We start from the raw sequence: 17,605 nt of genomic DNA on the forward strand, positions 1-17,605 counted from the left end.
TTCGGCTCATGACTGGCACGGTTGATCTGGTCGGGGCCGCGGTACGTACCGAGTCCGTCGGCAAGAGTTATGGCACTGAGGCCACCCGCATCGACGCGCTGGCCGAGCTGACGGTGGAGTTCGGCCGTGGCCGGTTCACCGCGATCATGGGGCCGTCCGGCTCGGGTAAGTCGACGCTGCTGCACTGCCTGGCAGGCCTCGATCGACCGTCGACGGGTCGGGTGCTGCTCGGGGACGTTGATGTCACCGCCCTCGACGACACCACCTTGACGCGGTTGCGCCGGGACAAAGTCGGTTTCGTCTTCCAGGCGTTCAACCTGGTTCCGACGCTGACCGCGCTGGAGAACATCACCCTGCCACTCGATCTGGCCGGCCGGAAACCCGACCAGGCCTGGCTCGACACCGTCGTGAGCACCTTGGCGCTCGGCGACCGGCTCACCCATCGCCCGTCGGAGTTGTCCGGCGGTCAGCAGCAACGGGTGGCCTGCGCGCGGGCGCTGGTCTCCCGGCCGGAGGTGGTGTTCGCGGACGAGCCGACCGGCAACCTCGACTCCCGCTCGTCGGCCGACATCCTCGGCTTCCTGCACCAGTCGGTGCGTGAGTTCGGCCAGACCGTCGTGATGGTGACGCATGACCCGACCGCCGCGGCGTACGCCGACCGGGTGCTGTTCCTGGCCGACGGACGGCTGCGCGCGGAACTGCTCGACCCCACGGCCGACGCCGTCCTCGACCAGATGAAGCAGCTCGACTGATGTTCAAGCTGGGACTGCGCACGGTGCTCAGCCACCGGCTGCGATTCGCTCTGAGCCTGACCGCGGTGGTGCTCGGCGTCGCGTTCGTGGCCGGTTCGCTGATCTTCGCCGACACCTTTTCCACCGCGATCCGGCGCAACTTCGCCGCGACCACCGCCGATGTCGTCGTGACGCCGGTCTCCGGGCTGGGCGGCAGCGCGGCGAACCTCGGCGACAACAACGCCAAACCGCCCACGCTGACCGCCGACCTGGCGACGCAGATCCAGAATCTGCCCGGTGTCGCCGCGACGGACCCGAGCCTGCTGCTCGGTGGCCTCCAGCTGCTGGACAAGGCCGGCAAGCCGATCGACACGTACGGCGTACCGACGTTTGGCGCGAGCTGGCCCCGCTACGCCGAGACCGCGACCTTTCAGCTGGTGAGCGGAGCTCCGCCGTGGGGCAACCAGCAGATCGCACTGGACAGCCGAACGGCGAAACGAACCGGCTACGAGGTCGGTGACCAGGTCCGGGTGGTCACGCCGACCGGCACGATCACCGCCCGGATCAGCGGCACGATCACCCCCGGCACGTCCGGGCTGGCGGCCGGGGCGCCGCTGATCGCGTTCGACGGCGCCTCTGCGCAATTGCTGCTGCTCGGTGAACAGGGCTGGACCTCGATCGGCGTCGCGCTGAAACCGGACCAGGACCGGGATGCCGTGATCCAGCGGATCCGCGAGCTGGGCGGTCCCGGCGTACACGTCCGGACCGGCGCCCAGGTCACCGAGGACAGCGAGACCGCCCTCGATCAGGCGTTCGGCGGCATGAGCGCCGTCCTGCTGCTGTTCGCCGCGATCGCCTTGTTCGTCAGCAGCTTCCTGATCGTCAACACGTTCTCGATGCTGGTCGCTCAGCGCTCGCGCGAGCTGGCGCTGCTTCGCGCGATCGGTGCCTCGCGGCGCCAAGTGACCCGTACGGTGCTGGCCGAAGCGATCGTGATCGGGCTGATCGGCTCGACGCTTGGCCTGCTGTTCGGTGCGGGCGTGGCCGGAGTCCTGCAGGCCACCTTCGCCGAACTGGACCTCGACGTACCGACCGGCAGCCTGCAGATCGGCCCGGGCACGATCATCACCAGCTACGTCGTCGGTATCGGCGTCACCTGTGCCGCCGCATGGCCCGCTGCGCGCCGGGCCGGCCGGATGTCCCCGGTCGCCGCGATGCGCCAGGAGATCGCCCTGCCGCCCAAGGCGGCCCGCACCCGCGTGGTGTTCGGCCTGCTGCTGATCGGCATGGCCGCGGTGTCGTACACGTCGACCATCGCCGCACGCGGACTGCCCGCCGCGGTTCTGATCGGCCTCGGCGGCGCGATGGGCCTGACCGGCGTCGTACTGGCCGGACCGCTGATCGGCCGGTACGCCGTCCAGCTGCTGACGTTGCCGTTCGGGCGCAGCACCCCGGCGCTGCTCGGCGCCCGCAACGCGCAGCGCAACCCGCGCCGGACCGCGGCGACCGCCTCGGCGCTGATGATCTCGCTGGCCCTGGTCAGTGGCCTCGGCGTACTCGCGGCGTCGGCGGAGGCATCCGTCGACCAAGGGGTGCGGGAAGCGATCGGGACCTCGGATGTGCTGGTCTCCGGCGATGAGGGCGCGCCGATGAGCGGCAAGGTGGCCGGCATCGTCGCGGCCGTCGACGGTGTTGCCGGCGTCGGCCGGGCCCGCGCCATGACCGGTCAGGTGGACGGACAGCAGATACGGGTCACCGGCGTCGATCCGGCTGTACTCAACGGACCGATCGTCACCAAGGTGGAGCAGGGCTCGCTCGATGGGTTGGCCGGCGGGTCGGTCGTGGTGACCCGCCCGCTGGCGCGCCAGTTCAGCCTCACTCCGGGCAAGACGATCACCGTGGTGACCGAGAGCGGCCGCCACAATCTCAAAGTGGCCACCGTCATCGCGGCCAACCGCCAGCTCAATGGCGTGGTCGTTTCGCTCGACACCTTCGGCCGGATCGGCGGCGCCGGCACCGACTCGGTGCTGTACGTCGACCTGGACGAAGGCGTGACGATGGAACAGGTCCAGCAGCCGTTGCTCCAGGCACTCGCGGATTATCCGAGCGTGCAGGTCCGGGATCAGGTCGCGTACGCCGAGGCCGAGCGCGGGCCGATCGACCTGATGCGCAACGTGGTACTGATGCTGCTCGCGCTGGCCATTCTGATCGCGGTGCTCGGCATCGTGAACACGCTGGCCCTCAGCGTGGTCGAGCGCACCCGCGAGATCGGCCTGCTGCGGGCGGTCGGCATGGAACGCGGCCAGCTTCGCCGGATGGTGCAGATCGAGTCGGTGACGATCGCGCTGCTGGGCGCGTTGCTCGGTGCGGGTCTCGGTGTGTTGTTCGGCTCGGCGATCCAGACGGTGATGTCCGAAGACGGGATGGCGGTCCGGGACATTCCCGAGTTGCAGATCCTCGCGTCGGTGCTGATCGCGGCGGTTGTTGGTGTGCTCGCGGCGGCCTGGCCGGCCCGGCGCGCGGCCCGGCTCGACGTCCTGCGGGCGATCGGCACCGAATAGCGCCCTTTTTGGGACCGTGCGCGGGTAGCCTGCCGGTGTGCCGGGCAGCGTGCAGTCGATCGAGCGGGCCGCGGCTGTGCTGCGGCTACTGGCGGTCGCGCCGGACGGACTGGGCGTGGTCGATCTTGGCAACGCTCTGGGCCTGGCGAAGGCGACCGTGCACGGCATCGTCCGCACCCTCGAACAGGTCGGCTTCGTCACCCAGGACCACGCCGGCGGCCGCTATCACCTGAGCACCGCGCTGGCCCGCCTCGGCGACAGCTATCTCGACGTGAACGAGTTGCGCGGCCGCGCGATCAACTGGGCCGACTCGCTGGCGTCCCGTAGCGGCGAGGTGGTCCGGGTCGGCCGGCTCATCTCCGGCAAGGTGACCGTCGTGCACCACGTCTTCCGCCCCGACGACAGCGACCAGGACCTCGACGTCGGTACGACGCTGCCAGCGCACGCCTGCGCTCTCGGCAAGGCTGTGCTGGCCTACGACACCACCGGCGCGGCTCGTCCCCGCAAGCTGGAAGCCTTCACCACCCGCACCATCGTGGATCCGGCCAAGCTGGCGGAAGCGCTCGCGGCCGTCCGGTCGTCCGGTTGGGCCGGGGAGTTCGAGGAACACACGATCGAGCTCGCCGGAATCGCTGCGCCGATCCGTGGTCTGGGTGGACTGGTGGTCGGATCGGTAGGCCTGACCGGCCGGATCGAGCGGATCTGCGACAGCCGGGGCCGGTTCCGCCCGGACCTGGTCACGATGGTGCGATCCACCGCGGAGGCCATCGGCCGCGACGTACAGGCGGTGCCCTGATGGCCGAGCAGTACGTTGTCGCCATCGACCAGGGCACGACCTCGACCCGGTGCATCCTGTTCGACCGGCGCGGGCGGCTCGTGTCGGTGGCGCAGCGCGAACACCGGCAGTACTTCCCCAAGCCCGGCTGGGTCGAACACGACGCTGCCGAGATCTGGCGCAACGTCACCCGGGTGGTACCGGCCGCCATCCGGCAGATCGGCGCGACCGCGGAGCAGATCGTCGCGATCGGTATCACCAACCAGCGCGAGACCAGCCTGTTGTGGGATCGCCGGACCGGCCAGCCGATCGGCCATGCCGTCGTCTGGCAGGACACCCGAACCGATCGGCTGGTCGCCTCGCTGGCGGAAGACGGCGGCGCGGACCGGTTCGTCGATCGATGTGGCCTGCCGCTCACGACGTACTTCTCGGCACCTCGCCTGCGGTGGATGCTCGACCACACGCCGGGGCTTCGGGCCCGGGCCGAACGTGGCGAGGTGCTCTTCGGCACGATGGAGAGCTGGCTGATCTGGAACCTCACTGGCGGCCCAGCGGGAGGCCTGCACGCCACCGACGTGACCAACGCCAGCCGGACGATGCTGATGAACATCGAGACCCTCGAGTGGGACGACGTACTGCTCGACGCGTTCGGCGTACCGCGCGAGGTGCTGCCGGAGATCCGCCCGTCGTCCGGCGTCTTCGGTACGGCGACCGAGGTGCTGCCCGGCGTACGGATCGGCGCCGCGCTCGGGGACCAGCAGGCCGCGCTGTTCGGGCAGACCTGTTTCAGTCCGGGTGAGGCCAAGTGCACCTATGGCACCGGGTCGTTCCTGCTGTTGCACACCGGCAAGGAGATCGTCCGGTCCACCCACGGCATGCTCACCACCGTCGCCTACCAGATCGGCACCGAGCCCGCGGCGTACGCGCTGGAAGGCTCGATGGCCGTCACCGGATCACTCGTGCAGTGGTTTCGCGACGGCCTCGGGCTGATCCACACCGCCGCCGAGATCGAGACCCTGGCCCGGACCGTCCAGGACAACGGCGGCGCCTACATCGTGCCGGCCTTCTCCGGGTTGTTCGCGCCGCACTGGCGAAGCGAGGCGCGCGGAGTGATCGCCGGGCTGACGTCGTACATCACCAAGGGGCACCTGGCCCGGGCTGTTCTGGAGGCGACCGGCTTTCAGACGTTGGAGGTGGTCGAGGCGATGAACGCGGACTCGGGCATCGCCCTCACCTCGCTCAAGGTCGACGGCGGTATGACCGCGAACAACCTGCTGATGCAGTTCCTGGCGGATCTGCTCGACGTGCCGGTGGTCCGCCCGATGGTGTCCGAGACCGTTTCGCTGGGTGGTGCCTACGCCGCGGGTCTGGCCGTCGGGTACTGGCCGGACCTCGAAGGCCTGCGCAGCAACTGGCACCGCGCCGGCCAGTGGATCCCGCACATGGACCCGGAACGGCGAGCCAGCGAGTACGCGAACTGGCAGGCCGCGGTCCAACGCACCTTCGGCTGGATCCGCAACTAGCCGTCTTGGGAGAAGGCGCTGGCGGCGCCGAACCAGGCGTCCAGCAGCTCGTCGTCCTCGGCCACGCCGCCGCTGGGTCGTTCGAGCAGGCGCAGCAGCACGACCAGCCGCCGCGCGATATCCGCCGTCATGCCCACCCCCTCACACCCGGTCTATCGCAATCCAGACCCAATACGTTTCACAACGGCGCCCGCCGCAACGGAACCGCAACCCCGGACGGCCCGTTGGTTGCCAACGGCAACACCGACTGCGGCCGGAAGCGCCGCGTCCGGAGAACCCCTGGGCACAGGATTCTCCGGACGTGGAAACGGCTCAGGCCGGGGAGACGATGTCCGGGGCCTCGAGGCGCACCTTGTCGGCGGACTCGTCGTCGGGCTGATCCTGCGAGGCTCGCTCGGACTCGACCCGGCGCAGGTAGAAGCTGATCTCCCGGTTGATCTCGTCGTCGGACCAGCCGAGCACGGGCGCCATCAACCGCGCCGCGGCTTCCGCTGCCTCGACGCCACGGTCCCAGGCCTCGATCGAGATCCGGGTCCGCCGGGCCAGTACGTCGTCCAGGTGCCGCGCGCCCTCGTGGGTCGCGCCGTACACCACCTCGGCCTTGAGGTAGTCCTGCGTACCGGGCAGTTGCTCGCCCAGCGACGGGTCCTCCATGACCAGTGCGAGCACCTCGTCGATCAGGGCGCCGTACCGGTTGAGCAGGTGCTCGATCCGGGCCACGTGCAGGCCGGACTGCTCCGCAATCAGCTTCCGCTGGTTCCACTTGGCGTGGTAACCGTCGGCGCCGACCAGCGGAATGTTCTTGGTGGTGCACTTCGGCACCCGGCCGTCGAGCGCGTTCGCGACCGCGTCGATCGCGTCCTTGGCCATCACCCGGTACGTCGTGTACTTGCCGCCGGCAACAACCACCAGACCCGGCGCGGCGTGGGCGACAACGTGCTCGCGGGACAACTTCGACGTACTCTCCGACTCGCCCGCCAGCAGCGGCCGCAGTCCGGCGTACACCCCCTCGACGTCCTCGCGGGTCAGCGGCGTGTTCAGTACGGCGTTGACGTGGTCCAGCAGGTAGTCGATGTCCTTGCTGGTCGCGGCCGGGTGGGCCTTGTCCAGGTTCCAGTCGGTGTCGGTGGTACCGATCAGCCAGTGCCGGCCCCACGGAATCACGAACAGCACGGACTTCTCGGTGCGCAGGATCATGCCGCTGGTGGACTGGATCCGGTCCTTCGGCACGACCAGGTGAATGCCCTTGCTGGCGCGCACGTGGTACTGGCCGCGCTCGCCGACCATCGCCTGGGTGTCGTCGGTCCACACGCCGGTCGCGTTCACGATCTGCTTCGCGCGCACCTCGAACTCGCGGCCGGTCTCCAGGTCCTTGGCCTGGACCCCGGTGACCCGCTCGCCCTGGCGCAGGAACCCGGTCACCTTCACCCGGTTCGCCACGTGCGCGCCGTACGACGCGGCCGTGCGGGCCAGTTCCATCGTGTGGCGGGCGTCGTCGACCTGGGCGTCGTAGTACTGCAAGGCGCCGACCAGGGCCGACTTCTTCAGGCTCGGCACCAGCCGCATCGCGCCGCGCCGGGTGAGGTGCTTGTGCAGCGGCAGGCCCGCGCCGAGGCCGGAGCTGACCGCCATCGCGTCGTACAGCGCGACACCGGCGCCGGCGTAGAAGCGCTCCCACCAGCGGTGCTGCAGCGGGTAGAGGAACGGCACCGGCTTGACCAGATGGGGTGCGAGGCGTTGCAGCAGCAGACCGCGCTCCTGCAACGCCTCGTGCACCAGCCGGAAGTCGAGCATCTCCAGGTAACGCAGCCCGCCGTGCACCAGCTTGCTGGACCGGCTGGAGGTACCGCTGGCAAAATCGCGGGCCTCCAGCAGACCGGTGGTCAGACCCCGGGTCGCGGCGTCGAGGGCCGAGCCCGTGCCGACCACTCCCCCGCCGATCACCAGAACGTCCAACTCGCGGCCATCGGCCATCGCGTCGATGGCCTCCGCACGTGCTTGTGGTGACAGAGCCACTGCGCCCACTGTGATGTTCCTTTCCGAACTCGCTACTCGTCTGATCGTCGGGTGAGGGCGGTTACTCGACGTCTACCCAATCGAGGGTGCGCTGGACGGCCTTCTGCCAACCCGCATACCCCTTCTCACGCTGCTCATCGTTCCACTGCGGCTCCCAGCGCTTGTCCTCGTTCCAGTTCTGCCGCAGCTCATCCGTACTGTTCCAGAAACCGACGCCCAGACCGGCCGCATACGCCGCGCCGAGCGCCGTGGTCTCCGCGACGACCGGCTTGCTGACCGGTACGCCGAGAATGTCGGCCTGCATCTGCATGCACAGCTCGTTCGCCGTCACGCCACCGTCGACCTTGAGCACGTCCAGCTTCACGCCGGAGTCCTTCTCCATCGCGTCGGCCACGTCCTTGCTCTGGTAACAGATCGCTTCCAGGGTCGCACGCGCCAGGTGGGCATTGGTGTTGAAGCGCGACAAGCCGACGATCGCGCCGCGGGCGTCGGACCGCCAGTACGGCGCGAACAGACCCGAGAACGCCGGTACGAAGTACACGCCGCCGTTGTCCGCGACCTGGCGGGCCAGGGTCTCGGTCTCGCTCGCGCCCGAGATGATGCCGAGCTGGTCGCGCAGCCACTGCACGGCCGAGCCGGTGACGGCGATCGAGCCCTCCAGCGCGTAGACCGGCGCGTCATCGCCGAACTTGTAGGCCATCGTGGTGAGCAGACCGGCCTTCGAGCGAACCAGCTCGGTACCGGTGTTGAGCAGCATGAAGTTGCCCGTGCCGTAGGTGTTCTTGGCCTCGCCGGGATTGAAGCAGACCTGTCCCACCGTGGCGGCCTGCTGGTCGCCGAGGTCACCGGTCAGCGGCACCTGCCCACCGAGCGGGCCGGTGGTCAGCGTCTCGCCGTAGGTGTTGGGGTCCGACGACGGGCGGATCTCCGGCAGCATCTGGCGCGGGATGTTGAAGAACGAGATCAGCTCGTCGTCCCAGTCCAGCGTTTCCAGGTTCATCAGCATGGTCCGGCTGGCATTGGTCACGTCGGTGACATGCGAGCCGCCGTCCGTACCACCGGTGAGGTTCCACAGCAGCCAGGTGTCGGTGTTGCCGAAGATGGCGTCACCGGCCTCGGCGGCCTCCCGCACCCCGTCGACGTTTTCCAGGATCCACTGCACTTTGCCGGCCGAGAAGTACGTCGCCGGCGGCAGGCCCGCCTTCTGCCGGATGATGTCGCCCTTGCCCTCGCGCTCCAGCGCTGAGGCGATCCGGTCCGTACGGGTGTCCTGCCACACGATCGCGTTGTAGTACGGCCGGCCGGTCTTACGGTTCCAGACCACGGCCGTCTCGCGCTGGTTGGTGATACCGAGCGCCGCCAGGTCGCTCGCGTGCAGGCCGTTCTTGTTCAGCGCGGTCCGGATGACCGAGCTGGTGCGCTCCCAGATCTCCACCGGGTTGTGCTCGACCCAGCCCGCCTGCGGCAGGATCTGCTGGTGCTCGAGCTGGTGCTTGCCCACCTCGTTACCGGAGTGGTCGAAGATCATGAACCGGGTGCTGGTGGTGCCCTGGTCGACGGCGCCGACGAAGTCAGCCATGTGTGCTGGTCCTTTCTGAAGTACCGGTGGTCATACCGCGCTGTCCTCGGGAATCCGGCCGGGCTCTTCCGCGTCGTCCGCGATCGGCAGGTTCCGCCCGACCAGCAAGTCGTACAGGAAGGCACCGACAAGCGCGCCGAGGATCGGGGCCACGATCGGTACCCAGAAATACAGGTCACCGAACTGATCCTTGAAGGCCCCTTCGTACCCCGTGAAGAACGACGCGAGCCGCGGCCCGAAGTCACGCGCCGGGTTGATCGCGTAGCCGGCGTTCGTACCCCAGGCCATGCCGATCGCGACGACCAGCAGGCCGACGAGGAACGGCGCCAGGTTGGCCGCCGGCGAGGTGTTGCGCAGATCCGTGATCGCCAAGATGACGAACATCAGGATCGCCGTACCGATGATCTGGTCCCGGAAGCCGCCCCACATGTCGACACCGAGATCCATGCTGCCGTTACCGGGCAGGGTGGAGAACACGCCCTGGGTCTTGATGGTCAGGCCCGGGTCGGCCTTGTGCAGCGCCTCGGTGTAGTTCCAGCGAACCACGAGCGCCGCCATGAACGCGCCGAGCAGCTGGGCCGCCGAGTACGGCAGCACCTTCTTCCAGGAGAACCCGCGGAACGCCGCCAAGGCGATCGTCACCGCCGGGTTCAGGTGTGCGCCGGTCATCCGCCCGGCGGTGTAGATGCCGAGCGTGACGCCCAGACCCCACGCCCACGCGATCGAGTCGTGATCCCCGATCCCCGCGGCGGCGACCTGCGCCACCACACCACAGCCGAACAGAATCAGGATGAAAGTTCCCGCGAACTCAGCGGAACACTCCCCCAGCAGTGTCTTCGCCTTGACCGCTTCGGTCGTTGCCATGAACTGGTCTCCCTTCCACGTGCTCACCTCTGCACAGTCACGTCCTGAGGGCCGTGAGACCACGGCTGCGCAAAACCTAAGCCGCCCCCGCCACCCCCACAATCCACCCCGTTCGACATTGTCGAACTCCCCCGGCCGACCACCCCAGCCGGCACCCGCCCCGTTGTGCGGGTGACGCCATATCCGGCCGGCCGCCGTACCGCCGGTGGACTCGGCGTGGCGGTGCTCGCGGCGGGTCTGATCGCCGGTGCTCTCACCGCACTGCCGAACGACGAGGCACCGGTCGCCGGCGCGCCCTTCGTGACCCGCACGGTCATCTCGGCCGAAGAGAACGTCATCCATTACGGTGACCGCGACATCCAGCTGGGCAACAACTTCCAGGACGTCGCCGCGGGTGTCTTCGCCACCACCCGACACAATCCGAGCGGTCATCTCGTCGTCAGCCCTGACTTCGGCAGCGACAAGCCTCGGTTCGACGGCTGGCACACCGATCTCTCACCGGACGGCCGCCATCTGTACACCGAGAGCGGCGATATCCCGCGGGTCTACGCGGCCGGCTCCACCACGCCGCTGCCGCTGGCGCACGCCGATCACCCGCTGATCGTGATCAGCCAGTGGCTCGACAACGACCGGTTCGTCGCGGTGGGCATTCGTGACAGCGAACTCAAGCCCGTCATGCAGCCGATCGACCTGGTGATCTGCTCGATCTCAACCCTCAAATGCGAGGTCACCCTGCCGAAGGTCCAGCCCTACCCGAAAACCGATGCCGAGACCGGTTTCCGGCTCCCCACCGGCAAGCGGATGAGCTGACAACCCGCCGACGACGACGGCCCGCGGACGATTGTCCGCGGGCCGTTGTCGTTGTCGTTGTCGTTGTCAGGTTACGTCGACGGGCTTTTCGCCGGGCTGGTTCTCGGGGAAGTGACACGCGGCCTGATGGCCCGGGGCAAGCTGCAGCAGCGGCGGCTCGACCGTTTTGCAGATGTCCTGCGCCTTCCAGCAGCGGGTGTGGAACCGGCACGCGGGCGGCGGGTTGATCGGGCTCGGCACGTCGCCGGTGAGGCGGATGCGCTCCCGCTTGGCCTTGCGCTTGGTGTCCGGGATCGGTACGGCGGACAGCAGCGCCAGGGTGTACGGATGCATGGGCTTCTCGTACAGCGAGACCCGGTCGGCGATCTCCACGATCTTGCCCAGGTACATCACCGCCACCCGGTCCGACACGTGCCGGACCACCGACAGGTCGTGCGCGATCATCACGTAGGTCAGATCGAACTCGTTCTGCAGGTCCTCCAGCAGGTTCACCACCTGCGCCTGGATCGACACGTCCAGCGCCGATACCGGCTCGTCGGCCACGATCAGCTTCGGCCGGAGCGCCAACGTGCGGGCGATACCGATGCGCTGCCGCTGACCACCCGAGAACTCATGCGGATAGCGGTTGTAGTGTTCCGGACTCAGACCGACCAGCTCGAGCAGTTCCTGGACGGCCTTCTTCGTACCGCCCTCGGTCTTCACGTTCTGCAGCCGGTACGGTGCGCCGACGATCTTGCCGACGGTGTGCCGCGGATTCAGCGAACCGTACGGGTCCTGGAAGATCATCTGGATGTCGCGGCGCAGCGGGCGCATCTTGCCGTCGGACAGGTGCGAGATGTCCCGGCCGTCGAACACGATCTTGCCGGCCGTCGGCTCCAGCAGGCGGGTGAGCAACCTGCCGGTGGTCGTCTTACCGCAGCCGGACTCTCCCACCAGTGACAGCGTCTCGCCCTTGGCCACGCTGAAGTCGAGTCCGTCAACGGCCTGGACGGCGCCGGTCTGGCGCTGCAGCAGGCCCTTGCGGATCGGGAAGTGCTTGACCAGTCCGCTGACCGTCAGCAGGTCTTCGCGATCCTGCGTGGGCGCCGGGGCCGGTTCGGTGTTGGCAGTCGTCACAGTGGCTCCGTCGCTCACAACTTCGGCAGGATGTCGGTTTCCCAGATCTGCTGGCGTTGCTCGGAGCTCAGGTGGCACGCCACCTTGTGCCCGGCGCCGATGTCCAGCAGTTCGGGTCGGTCCGTCTCGCTCGCGCCGCCATTCAGCTCGGAATAGTTGCAGCGCGGGTTGAACGCGCAACCCGACGGCACGTTGATCAGGCTCGGCGGCGTGCCCTTGATCGGAATCAGCCGCTCGGTCCGCTCCCGGTCGATCCGCGGCATCGAACCGAGCAGACCCCAGGTGTAGGGATGCTGCGGCCGGTCGAAGATGTCCTCGGCCGTGCCGTACTCGATCGCGCGGCCGGCGTACATCACCTGGATGTCGTCGGCCAGCTCCGCCACCACGCCCAGGTCGTGGGTGATGATGATGACGGCCGAGTTGAACTCCTGCTGCAGGTCCCGGATCAGGTCCAGAATCTGCGCCTGTACGGTGACGTCGAGCGCCGTGGTCGGCTCGTCCGCGATCAGCAGCTCCGGGTCACACGACAGCGCCATCGCGATCATCGCGCGCTGCCGCATACCACCAGAGAACTGGTGCGGGTACGCGTCCACGCGCTTGTCGGGCTGCGGGATACCGACCCGGTCGAGCATCTCGATCGCGTGCTTGCGGGCGACCTGCTTGGTCACCTTGTTGTGCACCCGGTAGGCCTCGATGATCTGGTGGCCGACCGTGTAGTACGGGTGCATCGCCGACAGCGGGTCCTGGAAGATCATCGCCATTCGCTTACCGCGCAGCAGGCGGACCTCTTCCGGGCTGGCGCTGATCAGATCCATGCCGTCGAGCAGCACTTCACCGGTGATCTGGGCGGAACCGGCCTTGTGCAGGCCCATGATCGACAGGCTGGTGACACTCTTGCCGGAGCCGGACTCCCCCACGATGCCGAGGGTCTTGCCGCGCTCGAGCTGGAACGACAGCCCGTCGACCGACTTGACGATGCCGTCGTCGGTCTTGAAGTGGACCTTCAGGTCGCGAACATCGAGAAAGGCTGAGGATTCGCTCATGAGGCCCGCACTCTCGGGTCGACCACGGCGTACAGCAGGTCGACGATCAGGTTGGCGATGACGACGAAGCAGGCGGCCACCAAGGTGACACCCAGGATCTTCGGCAGGTCGTTGGCGATGATGGCGTCCACGGCGTACTTGCCCAGACCGTTCAGCGAGAAGGTCTTCTCGGTCAGCACGGCACCACCGAGCAGCAGACCGACGTCCAGACCGAAGATGGTCAAAATCGGCGTGAGCGCGGCTCGCAGTCCATGGCTCACCACCACCGTGCGTTCGGGCAGACCCTTGGCACGCGCGGTCCGGATGTAGTCCTCGTTCATCGTTTCGAGCATGCCGGCCCGCGTCATCCGGGCGTACTGCGCGGAGAACAGGAAGGCCAGCGTGATCCACGGCAGGGTCAGCGATTGCGCCCAGATGACCGGATTCTCGGTGAACGGCGTGAAACTGCCGCCGGGTTTGGTCCAGCCCAGCTGATAGCTGAAGAAGGCCAGCGAGATCAGTCCGGTGAAGAAGATCGGCAAAGACACGCCGGCCAGCGCCACAGTCATCGCCGCGCGGTCCCACAGGCTGCCGCGTCTCAGCGCGGACAGCACCCCGATCGCGACGCCGAACACGACCCAGATCACGGCGGCGCCGACGGCCAGCGACAAGGTCACCGGTATTCGATCCAGCAACTCGGGCCAGACCGCCTGCTTGGTGATGAAGGAGTACCCGACACAGGGCGCCGGGCAGCGCTCGATGCCGGCGCCGTAGTCGTAGTCCTTACCCACCACGATGCCCTGCGCCCAGTTCCAGTACTGGACCGCGATCGGATCGTAGAAGCCGAGCTTCTCCGCGGTGAGCTTGACGGTCTCCTCAGTGGCGGCACGACCGACGTACCGGGTCGCCATCGTCTCGGGGGTCGACCCCGCGATACGCGGCACCAGGTAGAAGATCGAGAACGTAATGACGCTGATGACGAAGAGCAGACCGACAGCGGCCAGCAACCGTCGCAAGATGTAAGTGACCACAATGGCTGGCGTCGGCGCCCGGCCCGGGGATCATCCCGGACCGGGCGCCGTGCACCTTCACCTGCCTAACGGATCGATGCGGTGGAAGGGTTTGCGAACTACTGCAGGCCCATGGCCATGAAGTCGTACTGGCCGAACGCCTCGTTGTAGAAGACGTTCGTAACGCCCTTACCGCGCAGCACCAGGCTCTTGGCGTAAACGCCCGGGTAGATCACGGCCTCTTCCATCACGCGCTTGTCGATCGCGCCCCAGGCCGCCTCGGCCTTGGCCTTGTCGGTCTCCGCGACGGCCTCATCCAGCATCTTGTCGACCTCAGGGATCCGCACGCTGATGTTGGAGGATCCACCGGTCTCGCGGATCACGCGGCTGTCAACGATCTGCGACAGGTAACCGAAACCGGAGTTCCAGTCCGCGCCCCAGCCGTTGGTGGCCAGGCCGATGTTGTTCTTGCGCATGAACGGCGGGTTGCCGGCGTACTGCGAGAAGTAGTCACCCGACGGGTAACCCTTCAGGGTCAGCTTGATACCGACACGCAGCAGCGACTGCTGGATCGACTCGGCGGCCGCCTTCTCCTTGACCCGGTCCGAACGGTAGACCATGTTCGCGGTGAAGCCGTTCGGCTGACCGCACGCGGCCAGGTGCTCCTTGGCCTTGGCGGTGTCACCCTTGCTGTCGTCGCCGTTCGGGTACAGGTCGAACTTCTGGTAGCCGGCGATCATCGGCGGCATGATCGTGGTGGCCATCTCGCCACCGGCGAACTCGCCGCCGTAAGCGGTCTGGTAACCGGTCTGATCGATCGCGTACATGACGGCCTTACGGCAGTCGATGTTGTCGAACGGCTTCACCTGCGGGTTGATCGAGGTGTACCAAAGCCGCGCGACGGTCGGGTTGTCCGAACGCTTCTTCAGCTCCGGGTCGCTCAGCACCTTGCCCTGCGCGGCCGACTGAACGCCGGTACCGGTCAGGTCGATGTGCAGGTCGCCCGAGATCAGCCGGTTGTCGAGGTCATTGCCCTCGACCTTGAGGCGAACGTCGTAACCGTCCGGCAGCGCCTTGCGGTTCGGGTCGGTCGCCGGGTCCCAGTTCGGGTTCCGCTTGAGCGTGTAGCCCTTGCCCTCTTCGACCTTGTCGAACATGTACGGGCCGGAGCTGACCACGTGCTCCTTGTACTTCGCGCCCGTGTCCTTGGCCGCCGGGACCGGAACGGTCTGCGGCAGCGCGGCCATGTAGTCGAATCCACCGAAGGCCTGCTTCAGGTGGAAGACGATGGTCTGGTCGTCCGGCGTGCTGATCGCCGAGTCGGTGTTGACGCCCTTGGACTTGTAGACACCCTTGTAGCCGGCCGGCAGGTTCAGGAACTGCTCGAAGTACGCCGGACCGTTCGGGAAGGTCTCCTTGTCGGTGGACCGCAGTACGGCGTACTTGACGTCCTTGGAGGTCACCGGAGTGCCGTCCTCGAACTTCACGCCCGCGCGCAGCTTGTAGGTCCAGGTCTTACCACCGTCGGACGGAACGCCCAGGCCCTCGGCGAGGTCACCGGTCAGTTCGTTGCCCTCGGCACCCGGTACGGGCTTGTACATGAGCAGGGCGCGGCCGTAGGTGCGCAGGAAGTTCCACGAGACGCCGTAGTACGTCTCACCCGGGTCGACCGTGTCGAGCTGGTCGGAGTGGGCGAACTTCATGATGCCCCCCTTCTTGTCAGAAGGGTTGAACACCTTGGTGAGCGCCGCGTTGAACTCCTCGGTCGCACCACCGCTTCCGTTGTTGTTCGTGTCCGTTCCGCCACCACAGGCCGAAAGGACCAGCGCGAGAGCTGCGCTGGCAGCCACCGCGAGTCTCAATCGCTTCTTCGTCATTGTGCGGGTACACCCCTTCTAGTAACGAGCTACAACAGCAGCAGTGCGTGCGAGCTACCGAGCTCGGGGATCGAGCGCATCACGCAGCCCGTCGCCGAACAGATTGAACGCCAGCACGGTGATGAAAATCGCCATGCCGGGCCAGAACATGAAGTGCGGCATCGTGTAGTACGCCACCGCGTCGGACAGCATGCCGCCCCAGGTCGCGGTCGGCGGCCGGACGCCGACACCGAGGAAGGACAGCGCCGCCTCGAACAAGATGTTGGTCGGGATCAGCAGCGTCGCGTAGACGAGGATCGGACCCATCAGGTTCGGCAGCAGTTCGGTGATCAGGATGTACGGCTTGCGCGCGCCGAGGCTGCGGGACGCGTCCACGAACTCGCGTTCGCGCAGGGACAGCGTCTGACCGCGAATGATCCGGCCGATATACGGCCAGTTGAAGAACCCGATCACGAACACCAGCACGGAGATGCGCAGCGTGTCACCGCCCAGCCCGAAGGCGTCGTCCGGAACCACGCCGGCCAGCGCGATCGCGAAGACCAGCAGCGGGAAGGCAAGGAAGACGTCCATCAAGCGGCTGATGAAAGCGTCCACCCAGCCGCCGAAGAACCCGGCGATGATGCCCATCGTCGTACCGATCACGACCGACAGCAGGGTCGCGAAGAACGCGATCAGCAGCGAGATCCGCGAGCCGTAAACCACCCGGCTGAAGATGTCACGGCCGTTCAGCGGCTCGATGCCCATCAGGTGCTCGCTGCTCATGCCGCCGAACTTGCCCAGCGGAGCGAGCGTGCCACCCTTGGTGTCGATCAAGTCCTGGTGGAACTCGTTCGGCGGCGAACCCAGCAGCTTCACGATCCACGGCGCGAACACGGCCATCAGGATCAGCAGCACCACCACGACCGCTCCAGCGATCGCGATCTTGTCCCGCTTCAGCCTGATCCAGGCGATCTGCCCGAGTGAGCGGCCCTCGATCTTGCCGACGCCCTTCAGGACGGCTTCGGGATCTGCCGCTGCCGCCCCGGGTTCGACCTCGAGTGGTGTGGTCACGCGATGGACACCCCTGCCTGTTCGTCATCGAACCTCGCCGATTGCTGCCGCCTTAACCTGCCGCCCCGACGATGCCCGCGTCAAACGCCGGAAGAGTGCGTTGCCCGATCGTGATACGCGGGAAATCTTCCTGGTATCGCTTCTCCATCAACCCCTCCACACAGCGTCGCACCCCCTTCACACACCGCAACAACGCCGCGCCCACCACCCCCGCCCAAACCCCCGAGAGGGCCCGACTGGCGACCCCCGCGCCGCCCACGACCGACGCCGAACAGGGAGCGGCCAACGGGCCCGAGCGGACATGGTCCTGGCCAACGGCCCCCGAAGACCGCGCGGGAGAGTGGCTGGCCACTCGGACGGTGGGTTACCACCTGGGATTCCGAGGTGGTAACCCACCATCCGAAGGGCCAGCCACTCCCAGAGGGCCGCTCCAACCCGCCATCCGGAGGCCAACCAGCACAGGTGTCGCTGAGGCCGCCATTCGAGGGACCAGCCACCGCTCAACCCGACAACTCGGCGGCTTCACATGGCCCGTGCCGGGGTTTTCGCACGGCTCGCGGTTTGTGGTGGGCCCGGTACCGGGTTTTCGCACGGCTAGCGGTTTGTGGTGGGCCCGCTGCCGAGTTGTTTGACCGCTACCCGGTTGCAGAGCCTGTTGCGTTTTGGGTGTG

14 protein-coding genes are annotated in these 17,605 nt (G+C 67.4%); 5 read left to right on the top strand and 9 right to left on the bottom strand.

Annotation, left to right across the window (positions count from 1 at the left end; translation table 11 throughout):
* The first annotated feature begins 8 nt into the window (after positions 1-8).
* Genes ACFFGN_RS17440 through glpK (ACFFGN_RS17455) form a run of 4 tightly spaced genes read left to right on the top strand, consistent with a single transcriptional unit; the run spans position 9 to position 5,590 of the window.
* Positions 9-752 (top strand): ABC transporter ATP-binding protein, encoded by a 744-nt coding sequence (locus ACFFGN_RS17440; protein ID WP_380048701.1) that lies wholly within the window; start codon positions 9-11, stop codon positions 750-752.
* Positions 752-3,292 carry an ABC transporter permease gene (locus tag ACFFGN_RS17445; RefSeq protein WP_380048703.1) on the top strand — a complete coding sequence of 847 codons (2,541 nt, stop codon included), beginning with the start codon at positions 752-754 and terminating at the stop codon, positions 3,290-3,292. Before ACFFGN_RS17440 ends, ACFFGN_RS17445 begins: the two co-directional genes overlap by 1 nt.
* 37 nt (positions 3,293-3,329) lie before the next feature.
* Positions 3,330-4,088 (top strand): IclR family transcriptional regulator, encoded by a 759-nt coding sequence (locus ACFFGN_RS17450; protein WP_380048704.1) that lies wholly within the window; start codon positions 3,330-3,332, stop codon positions 4,086-4,088.
* Complete coding sequence (gene glpK, locus ACFFGN_RS17455) at positions 4,088-5,590, top strand: glycerol kinase GlpK (RefSeq protein WP_446685201.1); 1,503 nt, start codon at positions 4,088-4,090, stop codon at positions 5,588-5,590. Before ACFFGN_RS17450 ends, glpK (ACFFGN_RS17455) begins: the two co-directional genes overlap by 1 nt.
* Here glpK (ACFFGN_RS17455) and ACFFGN_RS17460 read toward each other — a convergent pair.
* The 4 genes from ACFFGN_RS17460 to ACFFGN_RS17475 all read right to left on the bottom strand — a co-directional run bounded on the left by ACFFGN_RS17460 (position 5,587) and on the right by ACFFGN_RS17475 (position 10,049).
* Positions 5,587-5,721, bottom strand: a complete 135-nt coding sequence (locus tag ACFFGN_RS17460; RefSeq protein WP_380048706.1) for a hypothetical protein — start codon at positions 5,719-5,721, stop codon at positions 5,587-5,589. The two genes, glpK (ACFFGN_RS17455) and ACFFGN_RS17460, sit on opposite strands and share 4 nt — an antisense overlap.
* A gap of 181 nt (positions 5,722-5,902) precedes the next feature.
* Positions 5,903-7,615 carry a glycerol-3-phosphate dehydrogenase/oxidase gene (locus tag ACFFGN_RS17465; RefSeq protein ID WP_380048708.1) on the bottom strand — a complete coding sequence of 571 codons (1,713 nt, stop codon included), beginning with the start codon at positions 7,613-7,615 and terminating at the stop codon, positions 5,903-5,905.
* A 52-nt stretch (positions 7,616-7,667) separates the two neighbouring features.
* Positions 7,668-9,185: a glycerol kinase GlpK gene (gene glpK, locus ACFFGN_RS17470; protein WP_380048710.1), complete on the bottom strand. Its 1,518-nt coding sequence runs from the start codon at positions 9,183-9,185 to the stop codon at positions 7,668-7,670.
* Positions 9,186-9,215: 30 nt separating this feature from the next.
* Positions 9,216-10,049 carry an MIP/aquaporin family protein gene (locus ACFFGN_RS17475; RefSeq protein ID WP_380048712.1) on the bottom strand — a complete coding sequence of 278 codons (834 nt, stop codon included), beginning with the start codon at positions 10,047-10,049 and terminating at the stop codon, positions 9,216-9,218.
* A gap of 171 nt (positions 10,050-10,220) precedes the next feature.
* Here ACFFGN_RS17475 and ACFFGN_RS17480 point away from each other — a divergent pair, with 171 nt between their 5' ends.
* Entirely contained in the window at positions 10,221-10,859 is a 639-nt protein-coding gene (locus tag ACFFGN_RS17480) for a hypothetical protein (protein ID WP_380048714.1), read from the top strand.
* Between the two features lie 66 nt (positions 10,860-10,925).
* Here ACFFGN_RS17480 and ACFFGN_RS17485 read toward each other — a convergent pair whose 3' ends face one another.
* The 5 genes from ACFFGN_RS17485 to ACFFGN_RS17505 all read right to left on the bottom strand — a co-directional run bounded on the left by ACFFGN_RS17485 (position 10,926) and on the right by ACFFGN_RS17505 (position 16,934).
* On the bottom strand, positions 10,926-11,975 hold the full coding sequence (locus ACFFGN_RS17485) for an ABC transporter ATP-binding protein (RefSeq protein ID WP_380048716.1): 1,050 nt from the start codon (positions 11,973-11,975) through the stop codon (positions 10,926-10,928).
* A gap of 14 nt (positions 11,976-11,989) precedes the next feature.
* The gene (locus tag ACFFGN_RS17490) at positions 11,990-13,018 is read right to left on the bottom strand and encodes an ABC transporter ATP-binding protein (protein ID WP_380048718.1); all 1,029 of its coding nucleotides are present in this window, start codon (positions 13,016-13,018) and stop codon (positions 11,990-11,992) included.
* Complete coding sequence (locus tag ACFFGN_RS17495; RefSeq protein ID WP_380048720.1) at positions 13,015-14,028, bottom strand: ABC transporter permease; 1,014 nt, start codon at positions 14,026-14,028, stop codon at positions 13,015-13,017. Before ACFFGN_RS17495 ends, ACFFGN_RS17490 begins: the two co-directional genes overlap by 4 nt.
* Positions 14,029-14,126: 98 nt before the next feature.
* Positions 14,127-15,884 (bottom strand): ABC transporter substrate-binding protein, encoded by a 1,758-nt coding sequence (locus ACFFGN_RS17500; protein WP_380048722.1) that lies wholly within the window; start codon positions 15,882-15,884, stop codon positions 14,127-14,129.
* A gap of 54 nt (positions 15,885-15,938) precedes the next feature.
* Positions 15,939-16,934 carry an ABC transporter permease gene (locus tag ACFFGN_RS17505; protein WP_380048724.1) on the bottom strand — a complete coding sequence of 332 codons (996 nt, stop codon included), beginning with the start codon at positions 16,932-16,934 and terminating at the stop codon, positions 15,939-15,941.
* Positions 16,935-17,605 lie beyond the last annotated feature (671 nt).

The organism is Kribbella deserti (genome assembly GCF_042434725.1).
Taxonomy (GTDB): Bacteria; Actinomycetota; Actinomycetes; order Propionibacteriales; family Kribbellaceae; genus Kribbella; species Kribbella deserti.

Excerpts from the sequence above, each read along its gene's own strand:
- glpK (WP_446685201.1), top strand. The coding sequence starts at position 4,088 with ATGGCCGAGCAGTACGTTGTCGCCATCGACCAGGGCACGACCTCGACC.
- ACFFGN_RS17500 (WP_380048722.1), bottom strand. The coding sequence starts at position 15,884 with ATGACGAAGAAGCGATTGAGACTCGCGGTGGCTGCCAGCGCAGCTCTC.
- ACFFGN_RS17445 (WP_380048703.1), top strand. The coding sequence starts at position 752 with ATGTTCAAGCTGGGACTGCGCACGGTGCTCAGCCACCGGCTGCGATTC.
- ACFFGN_RS17440 (WP_380048701.1), top strand. The coding sequence starts at position 9 with ATGACTGGCACGGTTGATCTGGTCGGGGCCGCGGTACGTACCGAGTCC.
- ACFFGN_RS17490 (WP_380048718.1), bottom strand. The coding sequence starts at position 13,018 with ATGAGCGAATCCTCAGCCTTTCTCGATGTTCGCGACCTGAAGGTCCAC.
- ACFFGN_RS17460 (WP_380048706.1), bottom strand. The coding sequence starts at position 5,721 with ATGACGGCGGATATCGCGCGGCGGCTGGTCGTGCTGCTGCGCCTGCTC.
- ACFFGN_RS17475 (WP_380048712.1), bottom strand. The coding sequence starts at position 10,049 with ATGGCAACGACCGAAGCGGTCAAGGCGAAGACACTGCTGGGGGAGTGT.
- glpK (WP_380048710.1), bottom strand. The coding sequence starts at position 9,185 with ATGGCTGACTTCGTCGGCGCCGTCGACCAGGGCACCACCAGCACCCGG.